The 22,154-nt window shown below is 68.6% G+C and carries 19 protein-coding genes and 1 tRNA gene; 2 read left to right on the top strand and 18 right to left on the bottom strand.

Features of this window, described 5'->3' with window-relative positions:
• Positions 1–167: 167 nt before the first annotated feature.
• Positions 168–785, bottom strand: a complete 618-nt coding sequence (locus DFO58_RS03390) for a response regulator (protein WP_047119388.1) — start codon at positions 783–785, stop codon at positions 168–170.
• Between the two features lie 190 nt (positions 786–975).
• Here DFO58_RS03390 and DFO58_RS03385 point away from each other — a divergent pair.
• Positions 976–1,060, top strand: a tRNA-Leu gene (locus tag DFO58_RS03385).
• 192 nt (positions 1,061–1,252) lie between these two features.
• On the opposite strand, the gene pyk is transcribed toward DFO58_RS03385, so the two are convergent.
• The 11 genes from pyk to hisI form a co-directional block, all read right to left on the bottom strand.
• Positions 1,253–2,764, bottom strand: a complete 1,512-nt coding sequence (gene pyk / locus DFO58_RS03380; protein ID WP_047120774.1) for a pyruvate kinase — start codon at positions 2,762–2,764, stop codon at positions 1,253–1,255.
• A gap of 86 nt (positions 2,765–2,850) precedes the next feature.
• On the bottom strand, positions 2,851–4,320 hold the full coding sequence (locus DFO58_RS03375) for a glutamate synthase subunit beta (RefSeq protein WP_047119389.1): 1,470 nt from the start codon (positions 4,318–4,320) through the stop codon (positions 2,851–2,853).
• A complete protein-coding gene (gene gltB, locus DFO58_RS03370) occupies positions 4,313–8,929 on the bottom strand; it encodes a glutamate synthase large subunit (RefSeq protein WP_113606556.1) in 4,617 nt (1,538 codons plus the stop codon). The genes DFO58_RS03375 and gltB overlap by 8 nt, the downstream gene beginning before the upstream one ends.
• Before the next feature lie 610 nt (positions 8,930–9,539).
• A complete protein-coding gene (gene lgt / locus DFO58_RS03365) occupies positions 9,540–10,568 on the bottom strand; it encodes a prolipoprotein diacylglyceryl transferase (RefSeq protein WP_053798327.1) in 1,029 nt (342 codons plus the stop codon).
• A 1-nt stretch (position 10,569) separates the two neighbouring features.
• Positions 10,570–11,367 (bottom strand): tryptophan synthase subunit alpha, encoded by a 798-nt coding sequence (gene trpA, locus DFO58_RS03360; protein WP_047119391.1) that lies wholly within the window; start codon positions 11,365–11,367, stop codon positions 10,570–10,572.
• Positions 11,368–12,702: a tryptophan synthase subunit beta gene (gene trpB, locus DFO58_RS03355; protein WP_047119392.1), complete on the bottom strand. Its 1,335-nt coding sequence runs from the start codon at positions 12,700–12,702 to the stop codon at positions 11,368–11,370. It abuts the gene before it with no gap.
• 116 nt (positions 12,703–12,818) lie between these two features.
• Positions 12,819–13,643 (bottom strand): indole-3-glycerol phosphate synthase TrpC, encoded by an 825-nt coding sequence (gene trpC / locus DFO58_RS03350; RefSeq protein WP_120989278.1) that lies wholly within the window; start codon positions 13,641–13,643, stop codon positions 12,819–12,821.
• Position 13,644: 1 nt separating this feature from the next.
• Complete coding sequence (locus DFO58_RS03345) at positions 13,645–13,893, bottom strand: HGxxPAAW family protein (RefSeq protein WP_047119394.1); 249 nt, start codon at positions 13,891–13,893, stop codon at positions 13,645–13,647.
• Between the two features lie 148 nt (positions 13,894–14,041).
• Positions 14,042–14,632, bottom strand: coding sequence for a Trp biosynthesis-associated membrane protein (locus tag DFO58_RS03340; RefSeq protein ID WP_120989277.1), 591 nt, complete (start codon positions 14,630–14,632; stop codon positions 14,042–14,044).
• On the bottom strand, positions 14,629–16,197 hold the full coding sequence (locus DFO58_RS03335; RefSeq protein WP_047119396.1) for an anthranilate synthase component I: 1,569 nt from the start codon (positions 16,195–16,197) through the stop codon (positions 14,629–14,631). Before DFO58_RS03335 ends, DFO58_RS03340 begins: the two co-directional genes overlap by 4 nt.
• Before the next feature lie 102 nt (positions 16,198–16,299).
• Positions 16,300–16,701: a phosphoribosyl-AMP cyclohydrolase gene (gene hisI / locus DFO58_RS03330; protein ID WP_047119397.1), complete on the bottom strand. Its 402-nt coding sequence runs from the start codon at positions 16,699–16,701 to the stop codon at positions 16,300–16,302.
• Positions 16,702–16,837: 136 nt separating this feature from the next.
• On the opposite strand from hisI, the gene DFO58_RS03325 reads away from it, so the two are divergent.
• Positions 16,838–17,479: a TIGR03085 family metal-binding protein gene (locus tag DFO58_RS03325; RefSeq protein WP_202605367.1), complete on the top strand. Its 642-nt coding sequence runs from the start codon at positions 16,838–16,840 to the stop codon at positions 17,477–17,479.
• Positions 17,480–17,576: 97 nt separating this feature from the next.
• Here DFO58_RS03325 and hisF read toward each other — a convergent pair whose 3' ends face one another.
• The 6 genes from hisF to DFO58_RS03295 form a co-directional block, all read right to left on the bottom strand.
• Complete coding sequence (hisF, locus tag DFO58_RS03320) at positions 17,577–18,347, bottom strand: imidazole glycerol phosphate synthase subunit HisF (RefSeq protein ID WP_047119399.1); 771 nt, start codon at positions 18,345–18,347, stop codon at positions 17,577–17,579.
• A 28-nt stretch (positions 18,348–18,375) separates the two neighbouring features.
• Positions 18,376–19,224, bottom strand: coding sequence for an ATP phosphoribosyltransferase (gene hisG / locus DFO58_RS03315; RefSeq protein WP_047119400.1), 849 nt, complete (start codon positions 19,222–19,224; stop codon positions 18,376–18,378).
• 147 nt (positions 19,225–19,371) lie between these two features.
• Positions 19,372–19,635 (bottom strand): phosphoribosyl-ATP diphosphatase, encoded by a 264-nt coding sequence (locus DFO58_RS03310; RefSeq protein WP_047120776.1) that lies wholly within the window; start codon positions 19,633–19,635, stop codon positions 19,372–19,374.
• A 109-nt stretch (positions 19,636–19,744) separates the two neighbouring features.
• Positions 19,745–20,236 (bottom strand): 6,7-dimethyl-8-ribityllumazine synthase, encoded by a 492-nt coding sequence (ribH, locus tag DFO58_RS03305; protein WP_120989275.1) that lies wholly within the window; start codon positions 20,234–20,236, stop codon positions 19,745–19,747.
• 35 nt (positions 20,237–20,271) lie between these two features.
• Positions 20,272–21,525: a 3,4-dihydroxy-2-butanone-4-phosphate synthase gene (gene ribB / locus DFO58_RS03300; RefSeq protein WP_120989274.1), complete on the bottom strand. Its 1,254-nt coding sequence runs from the start codon at positions 21,523–21,525 to the stop codon at positions 20,272–20,274.
• Positions 21,525–22,151, bottom strand: a complete 627-nt coding sequence (locus DFO58_RS03295; protein ID WP_047119403.1) for a riboflavin synthase — start codon at positions 22,149–22,151, stop codon at positions 21,525–21,527. Before DFO58_RS03295 ends, ribB begins: the two co-directional genes overlap by 1 nt.
• Between the last annotated feature and the right edge of the window lie 3 nt (positions 22,152–22,154).

Raw genomic sequence — 22,154 nt, 5'->3', positions numbered from 1 at the left:
AACATGTCCACCATGGCAACGCAAGGTTAACGGAAGGTGAACAACCGGCAACTTCCTGTGCAAACACCGGAATCGAGAATTCCGCGGCTGACGCGGAAAATAAAAAATGTGCGTCAAACCACAGGTGGTCTGACACACATTTCGATGGTTTATGGGCCTACGGCCGGTTACTTCACCTGATCGATGACGGTTTCGGCGACCTGACGCATGCTCAGGCGGCGGTCCATGGAGGTCTTCTGGATCCAGCGGAAGGCCTCGGGCTCGCTCAATCCCATCTTGGTGATCAGCAGGCTCTTGGCGCGGTCCACGAGCTTGCGGGTTTCGAACTGCTCGGCCAGGCTGGAAACTTCTTCCTCCAGCGCGCGCAGCTCGTCGTTGCGGGAGATGGCGATTTCGATCGCGGGGGTCAGATCGGCCGGGGTGAACGGCTTGACCACATAGGCCATGGCACCGGCCTCGCGGGCGCGCTCCACGAGCTCCTTCTGGCTGAATGCGGTCAGCAGTACCACCGGGGCGATACGCTCCTTCACGATGGCTTCGGCCGCGGTGATGCCATCCATGACCGGCATCTTGACATCCATCAGCACCAGATCAGGCTTCAGCTCGCGGGCTTTCTCCAACGCGCTCTGGCCGTTGTCCGCCTCGGCGACGACGTCGTAGCCTTCGGAACGCAGAATTTCGACGATGTCCAGGCGAATCAGGGTCTCGTCTTCGGCCACGATGACGCGGCGCGGCGCGCTGCTCGCCTCGGAGGGGATTCTGGTGATTTCTGGTAGCTCGCTCATTCGGCGCCGTCCTTCGTATTAAGAATGCCTGCCATCATGATCGGCAGATGTCGGTGGTTTCAGTACGTGAAGCCCCGTTGCCTCAGTGTCACCTCTAAGCCTACTGGTTTGCGCACGGAACAGGGCTGATATCGACCACGAACTCAATTAGGAATTCCGCGAACGCTCAAGTAGGATATTCTTTGTGCTCGCCCAAGTGGCGGAATCGGTAGACGCGCCGCACTCAAAATGCGGTATCGAAAGATGTGTGGGTTCGAGTCCCACCTTGGGCACCAAAGCAGATCCGCTGGCAGCAGTTTTCCAACTGCCGCCAGCGGATTTTTTGCGTCACCGCCCACCAAGGCAGCTGCGCTCATCTTCGCCGGACGACACCCGGTGGAGGAAGGCGAAGGACCCATCCGCTCTTCGATGGAGATCGAAGCGCGGACGGGTCCTTGGGTTTCAGCCTGCCAGCCGAGGCCGAAGCGCTAGAGCGACTTGGGCACCGAGACGTTTTCCTCGGCCCACGGCCCGACCTTCTCGCGGGCCGGCATCGGCTTGCCGTTGACCAGCTGGCCGGCGTCGGCGAGGTCTCCGACCTTGTGCACGCGCAGCGAGTTGGTCGAGCCTGCCTGCCCCGGAGGGGAACCGGCGGCGATGCAAACGATGTCGTTCAGCTCGGCCAGCCCCTCGGAGAGCAGTGCCTCGTCGACTTGGGCGGTCATCTTGTCGGTGTGGTCCGCGTAGGCGACCAGGCGGGCCTGCACGCCCCACATCAGGGTCATGATGTTGTAGGTCTGCTGCAGCGGGGTGAAAGCCAGCACCGGCTTCTTCGGCCGCAGGCGCGATAAGCGCCGGGCCGAGTCGCCGGACTGGGTGAAGGCCACGATGTACTTCGCGTCGAGCTGGTCGGCGATCTCCACCGCGGCACGGGTGATCGCGCCGCCGCGGGTCTTGGGCTTGGAGCCCAGGCGCGGGATGCGGTCCAGGCCGTGCTGCTCGGTGGAGGCGATGATGCGGGACATGGTCTCCACGGTCTCCACCGGGTAGGCGCCCACCGAGGTCTCCCCCGAGAGCATGACCGCATCAGCGCCGTCGAGCACCGCGTTGGCGCAGTCCGAGGCCTCGGCGCGGGTCGGGGTCGGCGATTCGATCATGGATTCGAGCACCTGGGTGGCGACGATGACCGGCTTCGCCCAGCGGCGGGCCAGCTCCACGGCGCGCTTCTGCACCACGGGCACGTCTTCCAGCGGCAGTTCCACACCCAGGTCGCCGCGGGCGACCATGATGGCGTCGAACGCGTTGATGATTTCCTCCAGCGCGTCCACTGCCTGCGGCTTCTCGATCTTGGCGATGACCGGCACGCGGCGGCCTTCCTCGTCCATGATCTCGTGCACGCGCTCGATGTCGCTGGCATTGCGCACGAAGGACAGCGCGACCATGTCGATGCCGGCGCGCAGCGCCCACCGCAGGTCGTCTTCATCCTTGTCGCTCAGCGCAGGCACGTTCACGGCTACGCCGGGCAGGTTGATGCCCTTGTTGTTGGACACCTCGCCTCCGACGACGACCTCCGAGCGCACCTCGGTGTCGGTGACCTCGACGGCCTTGAGCTTGACCTTGCCGTCGTTGACCAGCAGGAAGTCGCCCACCTGCACATCGGAGGGCAGTCCCTTGAAGGTGGTGCCGCACAGGTTGCGGGTGCCTTCGACCTCCTCGATGGTGATGGTGAATTCCTCGCCGGCCTCCAGGATGTACTTCGCGTTGTCCTTGAAGCGGCCCAGGCGGATCTTCGGGCCCTGCAGGTCGGCGAAGACGCCGACCGCGCGGCCGATCTCGGCCGCCGCGTTGCGCACGTTCGCCAGGGATTGCGCGTGCATCGAGTGGTCCCCGTGGCTCATGTTCAGGCGGGCCACGTCGACGCCCGCCTTCAGTACCGCTACGGTGTTTTCATAGCTCGCCAGGGAGGGGCCCCAGGTAGCAACAATCTTTGCGCGTCTCATTCCGTCAGCCATATGCCTTTCATGTAAACCGTAGGCAAAATGCGGCCCACCCCGGGCGGGGTGTGCCGCATTCAAGCCTGTGACTCTCAAATGATGCTGATGGCCCTATCGGTTGGAGCTACGGGCGCGGGAAGCGTGGTCGAGCCCATGAGGAACTTGTCCACCGAGGCTGCGCAGGCACGCCCTTCGGCGATTGCCCACACGATCAGCGACTGCCCCCGACCGGAGTCTCCGGCGGCGAACACCCCGTCGGCGTTCGTCATGTAGTAGCCATCTCGGGCGACGTTGCCCCGGTTGTCGAATTCGGTACTGACCTGTTCGACCAACCCGGAATCTTCCGGACCGGTGAACCCGAGGGCAAGCAAAACCAGATCCGCCTTGATGACGCGTTCGGTTCCAGGCTTCGGGAGGCGCTTGCCAGCAACAAATTCTGTCTCTGCCACTGTAACACCGATCACGGTGTTCTGCTTACTTCCCTCGCCGCCGACGAAGTTGACGGTCGATGCCAGGTAGGTGCGTTCGCCGCCCTCCTCGTGGGAGGACTGCACCTCGAAGAGCACCGGCATCATCGGCCACGGGTGGTTCTCGCTGCGTTCGGTGCCCGGCTGCTTGCCGATGGCCAGCGTGGTGACGCTGGCCGCGCCCTGGCGCAGCGCGGTGCCGATGCAGTCCGAGCCGGTGTCGCCGCCGCCGAGCACGATCACATGCTTGCCCGCCGCGTCGATGCCGCGCTCGGACTTCAGGCCGGCGACCACGCGGTTGTTCTCCGTGAGGAATTCCATCGCGTGGTGCACCCCGCCCAGCTCGCGCCCCGGTACCGGCAGCTCGCGCGGCACGGTGGCGCCGGTGGCGACGATGACCGCGTCGTAGTCGCGGCGCAGCTGGGTCCAGGTGATGTCCTTGCCGATCTCGATGCCGGTGCGGAAGATCGTGCCCTCGGCGCGCATCTGCTCCAGCCGGCGGTCGATCACGTGCTTTTCGAGCTTGAAGTCGGGGATGCCGAAGCGCAGCAGCCCGCCGATGGCCTCGTCGCGCTCGTAGACGGCCACGGTGTGCCCGGCGCGGGTCAGCTGCTGGGCGGCGGCCAGGCCGGCCGGGCCGGAGCCGACGATCGCCACGCGGAACTCGGTGTGGCGCGCCGGCGGGGCGGGGGTGAAGTCCCCGCCGTCCATCAGGTGCTCGGCCAGCTCGGCCTCCACCTGCTTGATGGTCACCGCCGGCTGGTTGATGCCCAGCACGCAGGAGGCCTCGCAGGGGGCCGGGCACAGCTTCCCGGTGAGCTCCGGGAAGTTGTTGGTGCTCAGCAGCCGGGCGGCGGCGTCGTCCATCCGGTCCTTGTAGACCAGGTCGTTGAACTCCGGAATGAGGTTGCCCAGCGGGCAGCCGTTGTGGCAGAACGGCACACCGCAGTCCATGCAGCGCCCGGCCTGCGACTTCAGGGTGCCGGCCGCCTGGCGTTCGGTCACTTCCTTGTAGTCCATGAGCCGGATCGGCACCGGCCGCTTGGGCTGGGTGACCCGTTCGGTCACCGTCAAGAATCCGCGTGGATCAGCCACGGGTCACCTCCAGAATTTTGGTCCAGACCTCCGGCGAGTCGGGGTTGTCCCCGGCCGCGACGGCGTCGGTTCGCAGTTGCTGCACGGCCGCGAAGCCGCGCGGGATGATGCTGGTGAACCGGGCGCGGGTGCGCTCCCAGTCCAGCACCAGGCGCTGGGCCAGCGGCGAGGCGGTCAGCGCGATGTGCTCGGTGAGCAGCTCGAAGATGCGCTGGGCTTCCTCGTCGTCGATCCCGCGGATCAGCAGGTCGCCGTCCGCGGCGGCCAGCGGGTTCAGCGTGGCCGCATCGAAGTCCAGCACCCAGGCGGTGCCTCCGGAGAAGCCGGCGCCGAAGTTGCGCCCGGTGGGACCCAGGATGAGCACCTGGCCGCCGGTCATGTACTCGCAGCCGTGCTCGCCGATGCCCTCCACGAGCAGGGTCGCCCCGGAGTTGCGCACCGCGAAGCGTTCGCCCACGCAGCCGTTGATGAACAGCTGCCCGCTGGTGGCGCCGTAGCCCACCACGTTGCCGGCGATGACCTGCTCCTCCGGCGCGGATTCGGTGCGCTGCGGCGGGTGGATGGCGATCCGCCCTCCAGACAGGCCCTTGCCGACGTAGTCGTTCGCGTCCCCGGCCAGCGCGAGGGTGATGCCGGCGGGCAGGAACGCGCCCAGCGACTGCCCGGCGCGGCCGGACAGGTTCACCTTGATGGTGTCCGCATCCAGCTCGTCCAGCCCGAAGGTCTTGGTCACATGGTGGCCCAGCAGCGTGCCCACCGACCGGTCGGTGTTCACGATGTCCGCCTCGATGGACACCGGCAGCCGGTCGGCCAGGGCCGGCTGCGCGGCGGCCAGCAGGCGCTGGTCCAGGTGCGCTTCCAGCCCGTGGTCCTGACAGATCCGGCGGCTGCGGGCGGCCAGCGGCACCTCGGGCACGTGGGTGATGGCCTCCAGCGCCAGGCCGGCGACCTTCTGGTGCGCGGCCAGCTGCTGCTGGCTGACCTTGAGCAGCTCGACGCGGCCGACGACCTCGGCCAGGGTGCGTGCCCCGAGGCTGGCGAGCAGCTCGCGCACCTCCTGGGCCAGGAACTCGAAGAAGTTCACTACGAACTCGGCCTTGCCGGAGAAGCGCTCGCGCAGCACCGGGTTCTGCGTGGCCACGCCCACCGGGCAGGTGTCCAGGTGGCACACGCGCATCATGATGCAGCCCGAGACCACCAGCGGGGCGGTCGCGAAACCGAACTCCTCGGCCCCCAGCAGGGCACCGATCAGCACGTCGCGCCCGGTCTTCAGCTGGCCGTCGACCTGCACGGTCACGCGGTCGCGCAGCCCGTTGAGGATCAGCGTCTGCTGCGCCTCGGCCAGGCCCAGCTCCCAGGGGGTGCCGGCGTGCTTGAGCGAGTTGATCGGCGAGGCGCCGGTGCCGCCGTCGTGCCCGGAGACCAGCACCACGTCGGCCTTCGCCTTGGCCACGCCGGCCGCGACGGTGCCGATGCCGGACTCGGAGACCAGCTTCACGTGCACGCGGGCTGACGGGTTGGCGCACTTGGCGTCGTGGATCAGCTGGGCCAGGTCCTCGATCGAGTAGATGTCGTGGTGCGGCGGCGGGGAGATCAGGCCCACGCCCGGGGTGGAGTGCCGGGTCTTGGCGATCCACGGGTAGAGCTTCTGGCTCATCAGCTGGCCGCCCTCGCCGGGCTTGGCGCCCTGGGCCATCTTGATCTGGATGTCGTCAGCGTTGGTCAGGTACAGGCTGGTCACGCCGAAGCGCCCGGAGGCGATCTGCTTGACCGCGCTGCGCCGCTCGGGGTCCAGCAGGCGCTCGGGGTCCTCGCCGCCCTCGCCGGTGTTGGACTTGGCGCCCAGCCGGTTCATCGCGATGGCAAGGGTCTCGTGAGCCTCGGCGGAGATCGAGCCGTAGCTCATCGCGCCGGTGGCGAACCGCTTGACGATTTCGCTCACCGGCTCAACCTCGTCGATGTCGATCGGGGTGATGCCGGCGGTGTCGAATTCCAGCAGCCCGCGCAGGGTCTTCAGCTCCTTGGCCTGGTCGTCGACGGCCTTGGTGTACTCCTTGAACACGTCGTAGCGGCGGGTGCGGGTGGAGTGCTGCAGCCGGAAGACGGTTTCCGGGTTGAACAGGTGCGGCGGGCCTTCGCGGCGCCACTGGTACTCTCCCCCGGTCTCCAGCTCGGCCGGCTGCGCGCCGCCGTCGATCTGCGGGTAGGCGCGGGAGTGCCGGGCGGCGGCTTCGGCGGCCACCACGTCCAGCTCGATGCCCGAGAGCTTGGTGGCGGTGCCGGTGAAGTACTGGTCCACCACACGCTGGGACAGTCCGACGGCCTCGAAGGTCTGCGCCCCGCAGTAGGAGGAAACCGTGGAGATGCCCATCTTGCTCATGATCTTCAGCAGCCCCTTGCCCAGGGCCTTGATCAGGTTGGCGCTGGCCTTCCCCGGGCCGACGCCGGGCAGCTCGCCGTGCTCCGCCATCTGCTCCACCGACTCCAGGGCCAGGTAGGGGTTGATGGCGCTGGCGCCGTAGCCGACCAGCGCGGCGATGTGGTGCACCTCGCGGGCGTCGCCGGATTCGATGATCAGCGACACGCGGGTGCGGGTGGAGCTCTTGAGCAGGTGGTGGTGCACCGCGGAGGTGAGCAGCAGCGATGGGATCGGCGCCCAGGCGGCCGAGGAGTCGCGGTCGGAGAGCACGATGTAGCGCACACCGCGGTTCACGGCGGCGGAGACCTTCTCGCAGATTTCCTGCAGCCGGGCGCGCAGCTCGGACTCGCCGCCGGTGGGGCGGTAGAGCCCGCGGACCTTCAGCGAGTACTTGGCGCCGGATTCGTCGCGCAGGTTCACGATCTTGGCCAGCTGGTCGTTGGAGAGCACCGGGTAGTCCAGCGCCAGCTGGGTCTGCGGCACCCGTCCGGTGGCCAGCAGGTTGCCGTCGGGCCCGATGGAGGTGCCCAGCGAGGTGACCAGCTCCTCGCGGATGGCGTCCAGCGGCGGGTTGGTGACCTGGGCGAAGGACTGGGTGAAGTAGTCGAACAGCAGGCGCGGGCGGTCGGCCAGCGCGGCGATCGGGGTGTCAGTGCCCATGGCGGCCAGCGGCTCGGCGCCGTTCGCGGCCATCGGGGCCAGGATGATGCGCAGCTCCTCGGTGGTGTAGCCGAAGGTCAGCTGGCGCTGCAGCACGGAGGCCGAGTTGTGGCGCACATGCTCCAGATCCGGGAAGTCGTCCAGCGACTTCAGGTTCTGCGACACCCACTCGCGCCACGGCTTGGCGGCGGCGACCTGCGCCTTGATCTCGTGATCCTGCACGATGCGCCCGGCGTCCAGGTCGATCGCGAACATCTTGCCCGGGGCGACGCGCCCCTTGGCCAGGATGTGCTCCTCGGCGACGTCGATCACGCCGACCTCGCTGGCCAGCACCACCAGGTCGTCGTCGGTGACCCACCAGCGGGCAGGACGCAGGCCGTTGCGGTCCAGCACGGCGCCTGCCATCTTCCCGTCGGTGAAGCACACGGCGGCCGGGCCGTCCCACGGCTCGATGAGCATCGAGTGGTACTGGTAGAAGGCGCGCAGGTCCGCGTCCATGGCGGTGTCGTTCTCCCACGGCTGCGGAATCATCATCATGATCGCCTCGGCGACGTCGCGACCGGAGAGCATGAGCATCTCGGCGACCTCGTCGAAGGAGGCGGAGTCCGAGGCGCCGGCGGTGCAGATCGGGAACAGCTCCTCGGGCACTTCGCCGAGCAGGTCGGAGGCCAGCGTGGACTGCCGGGCGCGCATCCAGTTGCGGTTGCCCTTGACCGTGTTGATCTCGCCGTTGTGCGCGATGGTGCGGAAGGGCTGGGCCAGCGGCCAGGAGGGGAAGGTGTTGGTGGAGAAGCGCGAGTGCACGATCGCGCAGCGGCTGGCGAAGCCGGCGTCGGACAGATCCGGGTAGAACGGCTCGAGCTGGGCGGTGGAGACCATGCCCTTGTAGACGATGCTCTGCGAGGAGAACGAGGCGAAGTACACACCCAGCTTGTTGTGGGCGCGGCGGCGGATGCGCCAGGCGGCGGCGTCCAGCTCGCGCGAGGCGGCGGCGGACGCGGCGCCGCTGCGGGCGGCGACGAAGAACTGGGTGATGTGCGGCATCACGGCGCGGGCCGAGGCGCCCAGCACTGAGGCGTCCACTGGCACGTCGCGCCAGCCGAGCACGGTGAGGTTTTCCTCTTCGGCCAGGGCTTCGAGCTCTTCGCGGGCCAGCTGCAGTTCGGCGGCCTGGGCGGGCAGGAAGCCCATGCCGACGGCGTAGCTGCCGGGGGCGGGGAGGGCGAATTCGGCGACGCTGCGCAGGAAGGCGTCGGGCAGGTGGAGCAGGATGCCGGCGCCGTCGCCGGTGCCTTCGTCGGCGCCGATCGCGCCGCGGTGCTCCAGGCGGCGCAGGGCGGTCAGCGCGTGGGAGACGATCTGGTGGGATGCGGAATTCTTGAGCGATGCGATCATCGCCAGGCCGCAGGCGTCTTTCTCTGCGGCGGGGTCGTACAGGCCTTGCGCGGGTGGCACGGCGGAGAATCGGGTATAGGGCGAGGGGCGTCCCCCGCCAAAGCCTGGCGAGGCGTTCAACTGGACTCCGGTCATGCTCATGAGCGTGCCTTTCTATGGTTCAAGCAGGAAAGGCGGTCGGGCTGGCGAGGCTGCGCTGCGCGGCAGCAATGCTCGGTGCAGGGATCCATCGGCTGCCGGCCACCTGTGTTTCATCATCGTTCCCCAACACATCGAACGGGGAGCGCCGGTGGGCTCTACGGTCGAGGTCATGAGGGACGAACGGTTCCCACCTCGTTGTGGTTCACGCGCCGCCGGGCCTCCGCGGGGTGGGGAGGCTTGCAGTGCGGTGCGTGGGATCCAGACTACGCACGGTTTGTTTCTTTCGTGCGCACGGTTGTGTTTCCGGAATGTTAAAAGCACCTATGAACTTTCTGCGCTCCCCTGCCCGCTTCGCCGCCGAGGCTGGGCGCGAACCCCGCCGTTCTGCCCGAAACCGGCAGCCGCGCCATGTTTCGAAAATGTTGCGCGCGCAACGCCGCCGCGTTCGGCGCGCGGGCGAATGTTTCGCCCGATTGCGGGTTTTTGACGCGGGGTTTCGAGCAGGACGCGCGTTGTCGACGATTCGGGCCCTGCTGGCGGGCATGTCAAAGGGGGCCATCCTTGATGGATGGCCCCCTTGCCGGAGTTGCTTGATGCGGTGCGCTCAGCCCTTGGCCTCGGGGCCCTCGGGGCCCTCGGGCGAGCCCGAGTCGGCAGGCTTGTCGAAGTCGGCAGGCGTGTTCGAGGCGGAGGCGTCGTCGGCCCTCGCGTCCTGGCCCGCGTCCACGGCCGCCGGTTCGCGGCCCGGCAGGAAGATCGAGTCCTGGTGCTGCGGGCGCAGCTTGGCCAGCACGTAGATCAGCGCGACGGTGCCCAGCACGATCAGGCCGATGGCCAGCCACTGGTGGATGCGCAGGGACAGCGGGCCGATGGTGATGACTTCGGCCGGGTCCAGGCGCAGCGACTCGGTGAAGGTGCGGCCGATGCCATACCAGATCACGTAGCACCAGAACAGCGCGCCGCGGCGCAGCTGGAACTTGCGGTCCAGCCCGATCAGCACGAAGAAGCCCAGCAGGTTCCAGACCGATTCGTACAGGAAGGTCGGGTGGAACAGCGTGTCCGCCGGCAGCCCGGGCGGGAAGTTGTGGTTGCCCGGGTCGATCTCCAGGCCCCAGGGCAGGGTGGTCGGGGCGCCGAAGAGCTCCTGGTTGAACCAGTTGCCCCAGCGTCCGGCCATCTGCGCGAGCAGCACGCCCGGGGCGGCCGCGTCGGCGAACGCCGAGAGCCGGATCCCGGTGCGGCGGCAGCCGATCAGCGCGCCGACCGCGCCGAGCGAGATCGCGCCCATGATGCCCAGCCCGCCCAGCCACAGCTGCGGGATCTCAGCCCAGTGGGACTGCTGCCCGCCCAGGCCGAAGTAGTAGCCGGGGTCGGTGATCAGCACGTGGTAGAGCCGCCCGCCGACGATGCCGAACGGGATCGCCCAGATGACGATGTCCCAGAGCATGTCCGAATTGCCGCCGCGCGCCGTCAGCCGGCGGTTGGTCACCCACAGGGCGATCAGGATGCCGGCCAGGATGCACAGCGCGTAGGCGTGGATGGTCAGCGGGCCGATGGAGAACTTGGAGAACTCCGGCGGCGGGGACGGGATGGAGGCGGGCAGGGCCAGGGCAAGCTGTGCGGACAGGTTCATCCTAGGCGTGCTCCTTGGCGGCCGCGCCGCTCAGCTCCGCGGCCAGCGCTGCGACCGCTGCGACTCCCCCGTCGCGCAGCGCGGCAACCAGGGCGGTGCCCACGATCACCCCGTCCGCGTAGGCGCCGATTTCCTGCACGTGCTCGCGGCGCGAGACGCCCAGGCCCACGCAGGCGTTTTCCGCGCCGGCGGCATGGGCCGCGTCGACCACTGCCTGCGCCGCGGAGGACACCTCGGCGCGGGCGCCGGTAACGCCCATCAGCGAAACGCAGTAGATGAAGCCGGAGGAGGCGTCGACGGTGCGCTGCACACGCTGGGCCGTGGAGGACGGCGCGATCAGGAACACGCGCTCCAGCTCGTGCTTTTCGCTGGCCTCGATCCATTCGGCCGCTTCCTCCGGCACCAGGTCCGGGGTGATCAGCCCGGAGCCTCCGGCTTGCGCGAAGCGGCGGGCGAACTCGTCCACGCCCATGCGCAGCACCGGATTCCAGTAGGTCATGACCATCACCGCGGCGTCGGTGCGCGAGGTGATGCCGCGCACGATCTCGAACACGTCGGCCACGCGGAAGCCATTGGCCAGCGCCTGCACGGTGGCGGCCTGGATGACCTCGCCGTCCATCACGGGGTCCGAATACGGAATGCCGATCTCGATGATGTCCACGCCATTCTCGGCCAGCGCGACGGCAGCCTCGATGCTGGTGGGCACGTCGGGGAAGCCTGCGGGCAAATAGCCGATCAGGGCAGGGCGCCCCTCGGCGCGGGCCGCGGCGATCTTCTGGGCGCTGGTCACGCGGGTCATTTACTTCTCCTCGTCATCCGCTGCGGAGCGCTCGGCGGCCGCCGCGGCGCCGCTGATTTCCGCGTCTGCGTCTTTTTCGTCGATCATGTTGAACCAGGCGGCGGCGGTGCCCACGTCCTTGTCACCGCGGCCGGAGAGGTTCACGATGATGATGGTCTCTTCCGGCGTCGCGCCGTCGGCGACCAGCTTCTTGGCCAGCCGCATGGTGCCGGCCAGCGCATGGGAGGACTCGATCGCCGGCAGGATGCCCTCGGTGCGGCACAGCGCCTTGAACGCGTCCATCGCCTCGGTGTCGGTGACCGGTTCGTAGTTCACGCGGCCGATGTCCGCCAGGAAGGCGTGCTCGGGACCGACCCCCGGGTAGTCCAGGCCGGCGGAGATCGAGTGCGACTCGATGGTCTGCCCGTCCTCGTCCTGCATCAGGTAGCTCTTCGCGCCGTGCAGCACCCCCGGGCGGCCCAGGGTGATGGTCGCGGCGTGGCGGTCGGTGTCCACGCCGTCGCCGCCGGCCTCGAAGCCGTACAACGCCACGTCCTTGTCATCGAGGAAGCCGTGGAAGATGCCGATGGCGTTCGAGCCGCCGCCGATGCACGCGGTGACCGCGTCGGGCAGGCGTCCGGCCTGGGCCAGGATCTGCTCGCGGGCCTCCTCGCCGATGACCTCGTGGAAGTAGCGGACCATCGCCGGGAAAGGTGCGCCGCCGGCGGCGGTGCCCAGCAGGTAGTGGGTGGTCTGAACGTTGGCGACCCAGTCGCGCAGCGCCTCGTTGATCGCGTCTTTCAGCGTCTGGGAGCCGACGGTCACCGGGATCACGGTGGCGCCCAGCAGGCGCATGCGCGCGACGTTCAGCGCCTGGCGGCGGCAGTCCTCGGCGCCCATGTAGACCACGCACTCCAGACCCATCAGAGCCGCGGCGGTGGCCGAGGCGACGCCGTGCTGGCCCGCTCCGGTCTCCGCGATGATGCGGGTCTTGCCCATGCGCTTGGCCAGCAGGGCCTGGCCGAGCACGTTGTTGATCTTGTGACTGCCGGTATGGTTCAGGTCCTCGCGCTTGAGGAAGATGCGCACGCCGTCGCAGTACTGCTGTGAGAAGCGCTTGGCCTCGGTCAGCAGCGAGGGGCGCCCGGAGTAGTTGGTGTTCAAGTCGCGTACCTGGGCGACGAACTCGGGGTCGTTCTTGGCCGCTTCGAAGGTCTCGTTCAGCTCGTCCATGGCGGCCATGAGGGATTCTGGCATCCATCGTCCGCCGTAGGCACCGAAGTACGGGCCGCTGGCGTGCTTAAGCGACTGCTGGTCGATCGAGTCGGCGTGCTCGGAGTGCTCCGGTGTGCTCATCGATTCCCTCTTTCCTTCAACGAAACGTCAATCGTGGTAGATTTCGTGCCCCGCCGGAAGCTTCCTGCGGGGCACGATCAGTTTGGTGGGCTGCGCCGTGGTCGGGGTCGTCCGCCTCAGCGCTGCGGCTTGGCCGCGGTTCCTGCCTGGATGAACTCCTGCACCGAGGTGCGCGGGTCGGCGTGCTTGACCAGCGCCTCGCCGACCAGGATGGCGTCGGCGCCGTCCGCGGCGTACTGGCGCACCTGCACGGTGGACTCCACGCCGGATTCGGCGACGATGACCGCGTCGGCCGGCAGCAGGTGGGCGAGCTTGCCGAAGTTCGCCGGATCAACGTCCAGCGTCTTCAGGTTGCGCACGTTCACGCCGATGATCTTCGCGCCCGCGGCGATCGCGCGCGCGATCTCCTCTTCGGTGTGCGTCTCCACCAGCGCGTTCATTCCCAAGTCATGGGTCAATTCTAGAAAGGTTCGCAGTCTCTGGTCATCCAGCGCCGCAACAATGAGCAACACGAGGTCGGCGCCGTGGGCGCGGGCCTCGTAGATCTGGTACTCGTCGACAGTGAAGTCCTTGCGCAGCACCGGGATGCTCACGGCCTGGCGCACGGCGTCCAGATCGTCCAGCGAGCCGCCGAAGCGCCGGGCCTCGGTCAGCACGGAGATCACCGAGGCGCCGCCGGCCTCGTACTCGCCGGCCAGCACTGCCGGCTCCGGGATGTCGGCCAGCGCGCCCTTGGACGGGGACTTGCGCTTGACCTCGGAGATCACCCGCAGGACGGTGTCGCGCTGCGCGGGGTCGGCATGGCCCCCCAGGGCGGCGTAGGCGTCGAGCGCCGCCGGGGCCTGCGCGGCGCGCTGCTTGACCACGTCAAGGCTCTGAAGCGCGCGACGGGCGTCCAGGTCTTCCCGGACGCCCGCGATGATGTCATCAAGAACAGTCAACTTAGTGCGCTGCTCCGCTGCGCGAACCGCCCACGCCGAAGCCCGCGGCCTTCAGCACGCCGCCGAGGACCAGGCCCAGGACGACGACGCCCATGGAGATCCAGAAGAAGGTCCAGTTCAGGTTCGCGAAGGCGATGCCGCCGGCAATCGCGCCGACCATCATGGTCAGGACGCAAGCCCAGGCTGCGACGGAGTTACCGTGGCCAATCTGCTCGGTGTATACCGGATCGATCTCGGTTTTCTGCGACATTGCTCGATGTCTCCTTGGTTGTTGTGGTGCGTGCGCCTGCCCGGTAGCCGGGCCTGCACGGTGATCTGCTTGCTTCCATTCTGCCATCTGAGTTCGCTTCAGTCCTATTCCTGCGGCGAACGTGTCGACCAGGTGGCCGGAATCACGTTCAGCGCGGGTCCTCGGTGGGGTCTTCGCCGTCGGAAAGCTGCTCCCAGCTGGAGATGTTCCGCGAGGAGGCGTCCTTGGGTTCAGCCGCGGTTTTCCCCGCCGACCGGGAATACTTGTCCGCCTTGACCGCCCAGCTGCGGGCGACGGCCAGCACCAGCACCGCCTGCACGCAGATCAGCGCACCGCCGGCGATGGCCACCGCCGGCCAGGCGCTCACGGAGTACTCGGCGGCGTTCTGCGCCAGGCCGGTCGCGGTGGACACCGCGGTGAAGGCGGCGGCCTGCGGATCGGCCAGCGTGGCCACGCCGGCGGAGATGATCGCGAGGCCTGCCAGCAGGCAGATGGCGGCGATGATGTAGCGGGAGATCTTGCCGGCGATCAGCACGGCCAGTGAGCCGGCGAGCACCGCGATGGACAGCGCGGTGGTGGCGGACGCCGCGGCGGCGCCGTCGACCACGATCTGCGGGATCTGCACGGTGCCGGACTGCACATCGACGGTGATCCAGGTGCGGGTGGCGGACCACAGCACGATCACGGCGCCCAGCGCACCGAGGAAGGCCAGATTGCGGGCAGTCAGTTTCTGCTTCACTTGCTCTCATCCGATTCGGTGGTGGTGTGCGCGGCATGCATGGACTGCGCGGCCCAGACGGCCCGCAGCGGCGCGGCCGCCTTGTTCACGGTTTCCAGGGCCTCGTCGGCGAACCTCGAGTCGTTCACGATGCCGCCGCCTGCCTGCACGTAGGCGCGCCCGCCCTTGAGCAGGGCGGAGCGGATGGCAATGGCCATGTCCATGTCCCCGGCGAAGTCCAGGTAGCCCACGACGCCGCCGTAGATGCCGCGGCGGTAGGGCTCGTACTGATCCAGCAGCTGCAGGGCGCGCGGCTTGGGCGCCCCGGACAGCGTGCCGGCAGGGAAGGTCGCGGCGAGCACGTCGTACGCGTCCACGTCCTCGCGCGCCTTGCCCACGACGTTTGAGACCAGGTGCATGATGTGGCTGAAGCGCTCGACCTCCATGAACTGGGTGACCTCCACGCTGCCGGCCTGGCAGACCTTCGAGAGGTCGTTGCGCGAGAGGTCCACCAGCATCAGGTGCTCGGCGCGTTCCTTCTGGTCGTTGACCAGCGACTTCTCATGCAGCTGGTCTTCCTCGTAGTTCGCCCCGCGCGGCCGGGAGCCGGCGATCGGGTGGGTGACGACGTGGCCGTCGTTGACGGTGACCAGCGCTTCCGGGGAGGAGCCGACGATCTGGAATGGCTCGCCGTGCTCGTTCACGAAGTTGAACAGGTACATGTAGGGGCTGGGGTTGGTGGCGCGCAGCACGCGGTAGACGTCCAGCGCGTCGGCCTGGGTTTCCAGCTCGAAGCGGCGCGAGACCACGATCTGGAAGACCTCCCCGTCCACGATCGCCGTCTTGGACTTGGCCAGCGCATCCAGGTAGCCGGATTCCTCCCAGGAGTGCGTGACGGAGGACATCAGCTGCTGAGCGGGCACGTCGGTGCCGGACAGCGCCGCGGCGGTGCCCGGCAGCGGGGCGTCGAGCTTTTCAAGCATGCCCTGCAGGCGCGTCACGGCGGCGTCGTAGGCCGCCTCGGCGCGTTCGTCGCTGTCATCGAAGTTGATGGCGTTGGCGATCAGCGTCAGCGTGCCCTCGGTGGCGTCGTGCACCGCCATGTCGCCGACCAGGTTCATGCTCAGCTCGGGCAGGTTCAGGTCGTCGGCCGGCGGGTGGGGCAGCTTCTCCCAGTGGCGCACGCAGTCCCAGCCGATGAAGCCGACCATGCCGCCGGTCAGCGGGGGCATGCCGGGGATCGGCTCGGTGTGCAGGGCGCGCACGGTGTCGCGCAGCACCTCGACGCCGACGCCGCCGGTGGGCAGGCCGGCCGGGGCGTTGCCCTGCCAGTAGGCCTGGCCGCCGCGGGTGCTCAGGGTGGCAGGCGAGTTCACGCCGATGAAGGAGTAGCGGCTCCAGACGCCGCCGGCCGCGGCCGACTCCATCAGGAAGGTGCCCGGGCGGCCGCCGGCCAGGGTGCGGTACAGGCCGATCGGGGTGAGCGAGTCGGCCAGCACCGAGACCGTCACCGGGATGACGCGGCGGGTGGCGGCCATGGCGAGGAATGCCTCGCGGGTGGGGGTAATCGTGCCGAGGGTTTTCATCTGTTTCTTCTTCTACGCGCTGATCGATGCTCTGGTCGTCCGGCCCGTGCGCGGGCCTTGGTGCGGGCGATGCCTGGGCAGTGCGGCCGGATCCGGTGCGGCCTAGGCCGGGCGGTGGCCGACGACGGCCGGCAGCTCGCGGCCGGTGAAGCAGGATTCGGTGCCGGTGTGGCATGCGGCGCCCACCTGGTCGACCTGCAGCAGCAGCGCATCGCCGTCGCAGTCCAGCGCCGCGGACTTGAGGAACTGGAAATGTCCGGAGGTATCGCCCTTGCGCCAGTACTCCTGGCGGGAGCGGGAGAAGAAGGTCACCCGGCCGGTGCCCAGCGTGCGGCGCAGGGCCTCGTCGTCCATCCAGCCGAGCATCAGCACCTTGCCGGTGTCGTGCTGCTGCACGATGGCGGCGAACAGGCCGTTGGCATCGCGCTTGAGACGCTGCGCGATCGCAGGGTCGAGTTCCGGGGATTCGGGGTCCGGGCGCGGACCCTCATGAGAAGTAGCCATCCCCTACAGCATACTGCGTGCGCGCCCGATCCCGTGCCCCGTGACCTGCGGGTTGACGCCGGCCGGGCCCGGAGGTGCCCGACACCCGCCGCGCATTGCGCGCACGGCACCGCGAAGCGTGCTAGTTTCAGAGGTGATGCACTTAGTTCACGCTTCCCGATTGGCGTTGGCCGAGACGCTGCTGGCCGCAGGTCCCACCGCCGAAACCCTGTGCGCCGGCTGGCAGACCCGCCACCTGGCCGCGCACCTCGTCCTGCGCGAGAATTCGTTGCTCTCCGCCGGCACGGTGTTCAAGCCGCTGTCCGGGAAACTGGAAGAGAAGCTGCGGCAGACCGCCGCCGAGGCGCAATCCCCCGAGCGCTACGCCGCGCTGGTGCGCCGCTTCCGCTCGGGGCCGGCGAAGTACTCGCCGTTCGCCATCGACAAGGTCGACCAGGCCGCGAACCTGAGCGAATACTTCGTCCACACCGAGGACGTGCGCCGCGCCCGCGGGCAGTGGGCCCCGCGCGTGCTGGACAAGGAGTACACCGAGATGCTCTGGCAGTCGCTGACCCGGATGTCCCGGCTGCTGTTCCGCAAGGCCCCGGTCGGCATCATCCTCACCCGCCCGGACGGCCAGCGCCACGTGGCGAAGAAGGCCCGCAACGCGGTGTCGATCAGCGGCCCGGTGCCGGAGCTGATGCTCTATGCGTTCGGGCGCACCGAGCACTGCCTGGTCACCTTCGAGGGCGGGGACACCGCGCTGGAAATCATCAAGCGCTACAAGCCCTCGCTCTAGTCCCCGCCGCCTGGACCCTCAGTCCGCAGGCGTTCGCGACGGCGCAAAAAGTGCCGGCCCCCTGGCGGAAGGGGCCGGCGCTTTTCTGCCTGCGGCGTTAGCGGACCGGGTAGCCGGCCTCGCGGATCTTCTGCTTGACGCGGGCGATCATGTCGATCGGGCCGAAGTGGAAGATCGAGGCGGCCAGCACCGCGTCGGCGCCCGCCTCGATGGCCGGCGGGAAGTCCTCCGGGCGCCCGGCACCGCCAGAGGCGATCAGCGGGACGCTGACCTCGGCGCGCACGGCGCGGATCATTTCCAGGTCGAAGCCGTCCTTGGTGCCGTCGGCGTCGATGGAGTTCAGCAGGATCTCCCCCACGCCCCGCTCGGCCGCTTCCTTCGCCCAGGCCACCGCGCACATGCCGGTGCCCTGGCGGCCGCCGTGGGTGGTCACCTCGTAGCCGGAGGCGATCGACGGGTCGGTGGTGCGGCGCGCGTCCAGGGACAGCACCAGCACCTGCGAGCCGAAGCGCTCGGTGATCTCGTTGATCACCTCGGGTCGGGAGACGGCGGCGGTGTTGATCGAGGCCTTGTCGGCGCCGTTGCGCAGCAGCCGGTCCACGTCTTCCACTGCGCGCACGCCGCCGCCGACGGTCAGCGGGATGAACACCTCTTCGGCGGTCTGGCGGACCACCTCGTAGGTGGTTTCGCGGTCCGAGCTGGACGCGGTGACGTCCAGGAAGGTCAGCTCGTCGGCGCCGGCCAGGTTGTAGCGGCGGGCGAGCTCCACCGGGTCCCCGGCGTCGCGCAGGCCTTCGAAATTCACGCCCTTGACCACGCGGCCGGCATCGACGTCGAGGCAGGGAATCACTCGAATTGCAACGCTCATCGCGTATTGCTCCTTGGGTGCGGGCCGGCTAGATGCGGCAGGCGTGGATCTGGCTGACCAGGATGGCGCGGGCGCCCACGTCGTACAGCTCGTCCATGATGTTGTTGGTCTGCGACTTCTTGACCATGGCGCGCACCGCGCACCATTCGGAGTTCGCCAAATCAGAGACGGTCGGCGACTCCAGGCCCGGGGTGAGCGCGCAGGCCTGCTCCACCAGGTCGCGGCGCACGTCGTAGTCCAGCATCACGTACTGGCGGGCGACGAGCACGCCGCTCAGGCGCCGGGTGAGCACGTCTAGGCCAGCAGGTTGGTGGCCGATGCGGCCGATCAGCACGGCCTCGGAGGCCAGCAGCGTCTCGCCGAAGATCTCCATGCCGGCGGCCTTGATGGTGTTGCCGGTTTCCACCACGTCGGCGATCGCGTCGGCCACGCCCAGGCGGACCGAGGACTCGACGGCGCCGTCCAGGCGGACGACGGAGGCGTCGATGCCCGACTTCTCAAGGTAGTGGCGCAGCAGCACGTCGTAGCTAGTGGCGATGCGCTTGCCGTTCAGCTGGCTGGCGTCGGTGTAGGCGCCGACCGGGGCGGCGAAGCGGAACGCCGACTTGCCGATGCCCAGCGGGATCAGCTCCTCGACGTCGTCGTCGACATCCGCGTCCAGGTACAGGTCGCGGCCGGTGATGCCGACGTCCAGGATGCCGCGGCCGACGTAGACGGCGATGTCGCGGGGACGCAGGTAGAAGAATTCAACGTGGTTATCCTCGTCCACCATGACCAGTTCGCGCGAATCGCGGCGCTGGAGGTAGCCGGCCTCCTTGAACATGGTGGAGGCGATATCGGACAGGGCACCCTTGTTGGGCAGGGCTACGCGGAGCATAAGGTGACTCGTTTCAGGAGTGTGGCGCTGCGGCGTGGTGCCAAGAACAAGCGCCAAGGAGTGGTTTCGTTGGCCGTTGCTACTGCCGCCGTGCGTAGGCGCGGTGCGGATCGCCGGACAGGGATCCGACCGCGGCCCGCGCGACGGCTAGAGATGCTTGTAAACGTCGGCCAGGGACATTCCCTTGGCGATCATGAGGACCTGCACGTGGTAGAGCAGCTGCGAGATTTCCTCGGCGGCTTCCTGGTCCGATTCGTACTCGGCGGCCATCCACACTTCGGCGGCTTCCTCGACGATTTTCTTGCCGATGCCGTGGACACCGGAGTCGAGTTCGGTGACGGTACGAGAGCCTTCCGGGCGGGTTTGGGCCTTGAGCGACAGTTCGCTGAAGAGCTCCTCAAAAGTTTTCACATCCACCAGTCTAGCGTTTCGCGCGGTCGGGGCCGAACTCGGGGCCTGCTTTGTGACGGCTCGGCCCCGGGCCCGGACCCGGCCGCGCGGCGGTGCTCCGGCCGGCGGCTCAGGCCAGCGCCGCGACGGTCATGACCGCGGCGCTGTAGGCCTCGTAGCCCTTGTCTTCGCTGGAGTTCTCCAGTCCCGCGCGGTCCAGGCCCTGCTGCTCGGTGTCGCAGGTCAACACGCCGAACCCGATCGGGGTCTTGGTGTCCACGCTCACATTGGTTAAGCCGTTGGTCGCGGCCAGGCAGACGTAGTCGAAGTGCGGGGTGCCGCCGCGGATGACCACGCCCAGGGCGATGACCGCGTCGTAGTCCCCGGCCAGGGCGGCGGCGGCGACCGGCAGCTCGAAGGTGCCCGGGACGCGGATCAGCGTGGTGGACGCTTCAAGCCCGGCGTCCTTCGCTGCGCGCTGGGCGCCGTCGATCAGCCCGTTCATGATGACCTCGTGCCAGCTGGCCGCGAGGATGGCGACCTTCAGCTGGGAGAAGGCGTCGCCGGCGGCCAGCGCCTTCAACTCCTCGGCGACGTTGGCGGGTGCTCCGTGCTTGCTCATGGTGGGATGTCCTTTGTTCGTGTCGGTGTCGGCGCTCAGGCGCCGTGGTAGGTTTGCGCCTGCGCCTCGTCCTGGGCGGAGTCCTGCGGCAGGCCCAGCTGGTGGCCGAAGCGGGACTGCTTGGTGCGCAGGTAGGCTTCGTTCTCGCGGCGCGGCGGCACCAGGCTGGGCACCAGCTCGGCGACCTGGATGCCGGCCTCGGTGAGCTTGTCCCGCTTGTCCGGGTTGTTGCTCAGCAGCCGGATGGATTGCAGGCCCAGCTTGGCCAGGATCGCGGCGACCGCGAAGTACTCGCGCGCGTCGGCCGGGAAGCCAAGGTGCAGGTTCGCATCCAGCGTGTCCAGCCCGCGCTCCTGCAGCGCGTAGGCGCGCAGCTTGTTGACCAGCCCGATGCCGCGGCCCTCGTGGCCGCGGATGTAGACCAGATGCCCGCCCTCGGCGGCGATCCGGGTCATCGCGGCCTGCAGCTGCTCGCCGCAGTCGCAGCGGTAGGAGCCGAGCACGTCGCCGGTGAGGCACTCGGAATGGATGCGCACCAGGTTGCCGGGCTCGGCGCCGTCCGGGCCCGGATGGCTGAGCACCAGGTGCTCGTGGCCCTCGACCAGCGCGGCGCGGGCGGTGAATTCGCCGAAGCCGGTGGGCAGCGCGACCGGGTCGGTGAGCTCGATTGCGTCGTTGATGCGGCGCCAGCGGGCCAGGTCGTCGATCGTGATCAGCGGCAGGCTGTGCTCGGCGGCGAAGACGCGCAGCGCGTCCAGCCGCATCATTTCGCCGTTGTCGTGGGTGATTTCGCCGATCACGCCCACCGGGGACAGGCCTGCGGCGCGGCACAGGTCCACGGCGGCTTCGGTGTGGCCGCGGCGCTCGAGCACCCCGCCGGCGGCGGCGCGCAGCGGGAAGATGTGCCCGGGGCGGTGCAGCTGCTCCGGGACGGTGTCCGGGTCGGCGAGCAGCCGGCTGGTCAGCGCGCGGTCGGCGGCGCTGATGCCGGTGCTGATGCCGCTGGCGGCGTCGCAGCTGACGGTGAAGGCGGTGCCCTTGGCGTCCTGGTTGATGCCGACCATCGGGGCCAGGCGCAGCGCGTCGGCGCGTTCGGCATCCAGCGGAACGCAGATGACCCCGGAGGTGTAGCGGATGGTGAAGGCCATCAGCTGCGCGGTGGCGTGCTCGGCGGCGAAGATGATGTCGCCCTCGTTTTCGCGGTCTTCGTCGTCGACGACCACTACGGCGCGGCCGGCGGCCAGCGCGGCCAGGGCGGCGGGGATGGAATCAAAGGATGCGGCAGCCATTAGTTTCGACCTCCAAAAGCGTTCAGGCGGGCGACGTACTTGGCCAGGACGTCGACCTCGATGTTGATGCGGTCCCCGACCTGGCGGGAGCCCATGGTGGTTTCGGCCAGGGTGATGGGGATGATGCCGACCTCCACCCAGTGCCCGCCGGCAGGCGTATCGGCCGGGGAGACGGCGGTGAGCGTCAGCGAGATCCCGTCCAGCGCGATCGAGCCCTTTTCCGCGGTCAGCGGGGCGTACTGATCGGGCACCGAGACGCGGAAGGTGGTCCACTGCCCGTGGTCCTCGCGGGCCAGCACGGCGCCGACCGCGTCGACGTGGCCCTGCACGACGTGGCCGTCGAGCCGGGCCCCGGCCGGGGTGCAGCGTTCGAGGTTCACGATGGAGCCCTCGGCCAGCTGGCCGGTGGTGGTGCGGTTCAGCGTTTCGCCCATGACGTCGACGCTGAGCGTGTCCCCGTCCAGCGCGGTGGCGGTCAGGCAGACGCCATTGACTGCCAGCGAGCCGCCCAGGCCCAGGTCCTCGGTGTGCCCGGGGGCCTTCAGGGTGAGGACCGCAAGGTCCTTGCGCGGATCGGTGGTGATGCCGGTGATGGTGCCGGTTCCGGTGACGATTCCGGTGAACATGGT

The sequence above is a fragment of the Arthrobacter sp. AG1021 genome (assembly GCF_003633665.1).
Taxonomy (GTDB): domain Bacteria; phylum Actinomycetota; class Actinomycetes; order Actinomycetales; family Micrococcaceae; genus Glutamicibacter; species Glutamicibacter soli.
Note: the sequence above shows the minus strand (reverse complement) of the source record. Positions and strands in the feature narration are given on the sequence as shown.

What these genes read in the sequence shown, in the direction of transcription:
- DFO58_RS03335 (WP_047119396.1), bottom strand. Translation starts at nt 16,197, where the DNA reads ATGAAAACCCTCGGCACGATTACCCCCACCCGCGAGGCATTCCTCGCC.
- ribB (WP_120989274.1), bottom strand. Translation starts at nt 21,525, where the DNA reads ATGGCTGCCGCATCCTTTGATTCCATCCCCGCCGCCCTGGCCGCGCTG.
- hisF (WP_047119399.1), bottom strand. Translation starts at nt 18,347, where the DNA reads ATGAGCGTTGCAATTCGAGTGATTCCCTGCCTCGACGTCGATGCCGGC.
- DFO58_RS03295 (WP_047119403.1), bottom strand. Translation starts at nt 22,151, where the DNA reads ATGTTCACCGGAATCGTCACCGGAACCGGCACCATCACCGGCATCACC.
- hisG (WP_047119400.1), bottom strand. Translation starts at nt 19,224, where the DNA reads ATGCTCCGCGTAGCCCTGCCCAACAAGGGTGCCCTGTCCGATATCGCC.
- DFO58_RS03345 (WP_047119394.1), bottom strand. Translation starts at nt 13,893, where the DNA reads ATGTCGCAGAAAACCGAGATCGATCCGGTATACACCGAGCAGATTGGC.
- pyk (WP_047120774.1), bottom strand. Translation starts at nt 2,764, where the DNA reads ATGAGACGCGCAAAGATTGTTGCTACCTGGGGCCCCTCCCTGGCGAGC.
- gltB (WP_113606556.1), bottom strand. Translation starts at nt 8,929, where the DNA reads ATGACCGGAGTCCAGTTGAACGCCTCGCCAGGCTTTGGCGGGGGACGC.
- trpA (WP_047119391.1), bottom strand. Translation starts at nt 11,367, where the DNA reads ATGACCCGCGTGACCAGCGCCCAGAAGATCGCCGCGGCCCGCGCCGAG.
- hisI (WP_047119397.1), bottom strand. Translation starts at nt 16,701, where the DNA reads ATGGCTACTTCTCATGAGGGTCCGCGCCCGGACCCCGAATCCCCGGAA.
- lgt (WP_053798327.1), bottom strand. Translation starts at nt 10,568, where the DNA reads ATGAACCTGTCCGCACAGCTTGCCCTGGCCCTGCCCGCCTCCATCCCG.
- DFO58_RS03390 (WP_047119388.1), bottom strand. Translation starts at nt 785, where the DNA reads ATGAGCGAGCTACCAGAAATCACCAGAATCCCCTCCGAGGCGAGCAGC.
- trpB (WP_047119392.1), bottom strand. Translation starts at nt 12,702, where the DNA reads ATGAGCACACCGGAGCACTCCGAGCACGCCGACTCGATCGACCAGCAG.
- DFO58_RS03325 (WP_202605367.1), top strand. Translation starts at nt 16,838, where the DNA reads ATGCACTTAGTTCACGCTTCCCGATTGGCGTTGGCCGAGACGCTGCTG.
- ribH (WP_120989275.1), bottom strand. Translation starts at nt 20,236, where the DNA reads ATGAGCAAGCACGGAGCACCCGCCAACGTCGCCGAGGAGTTGAAGGCG.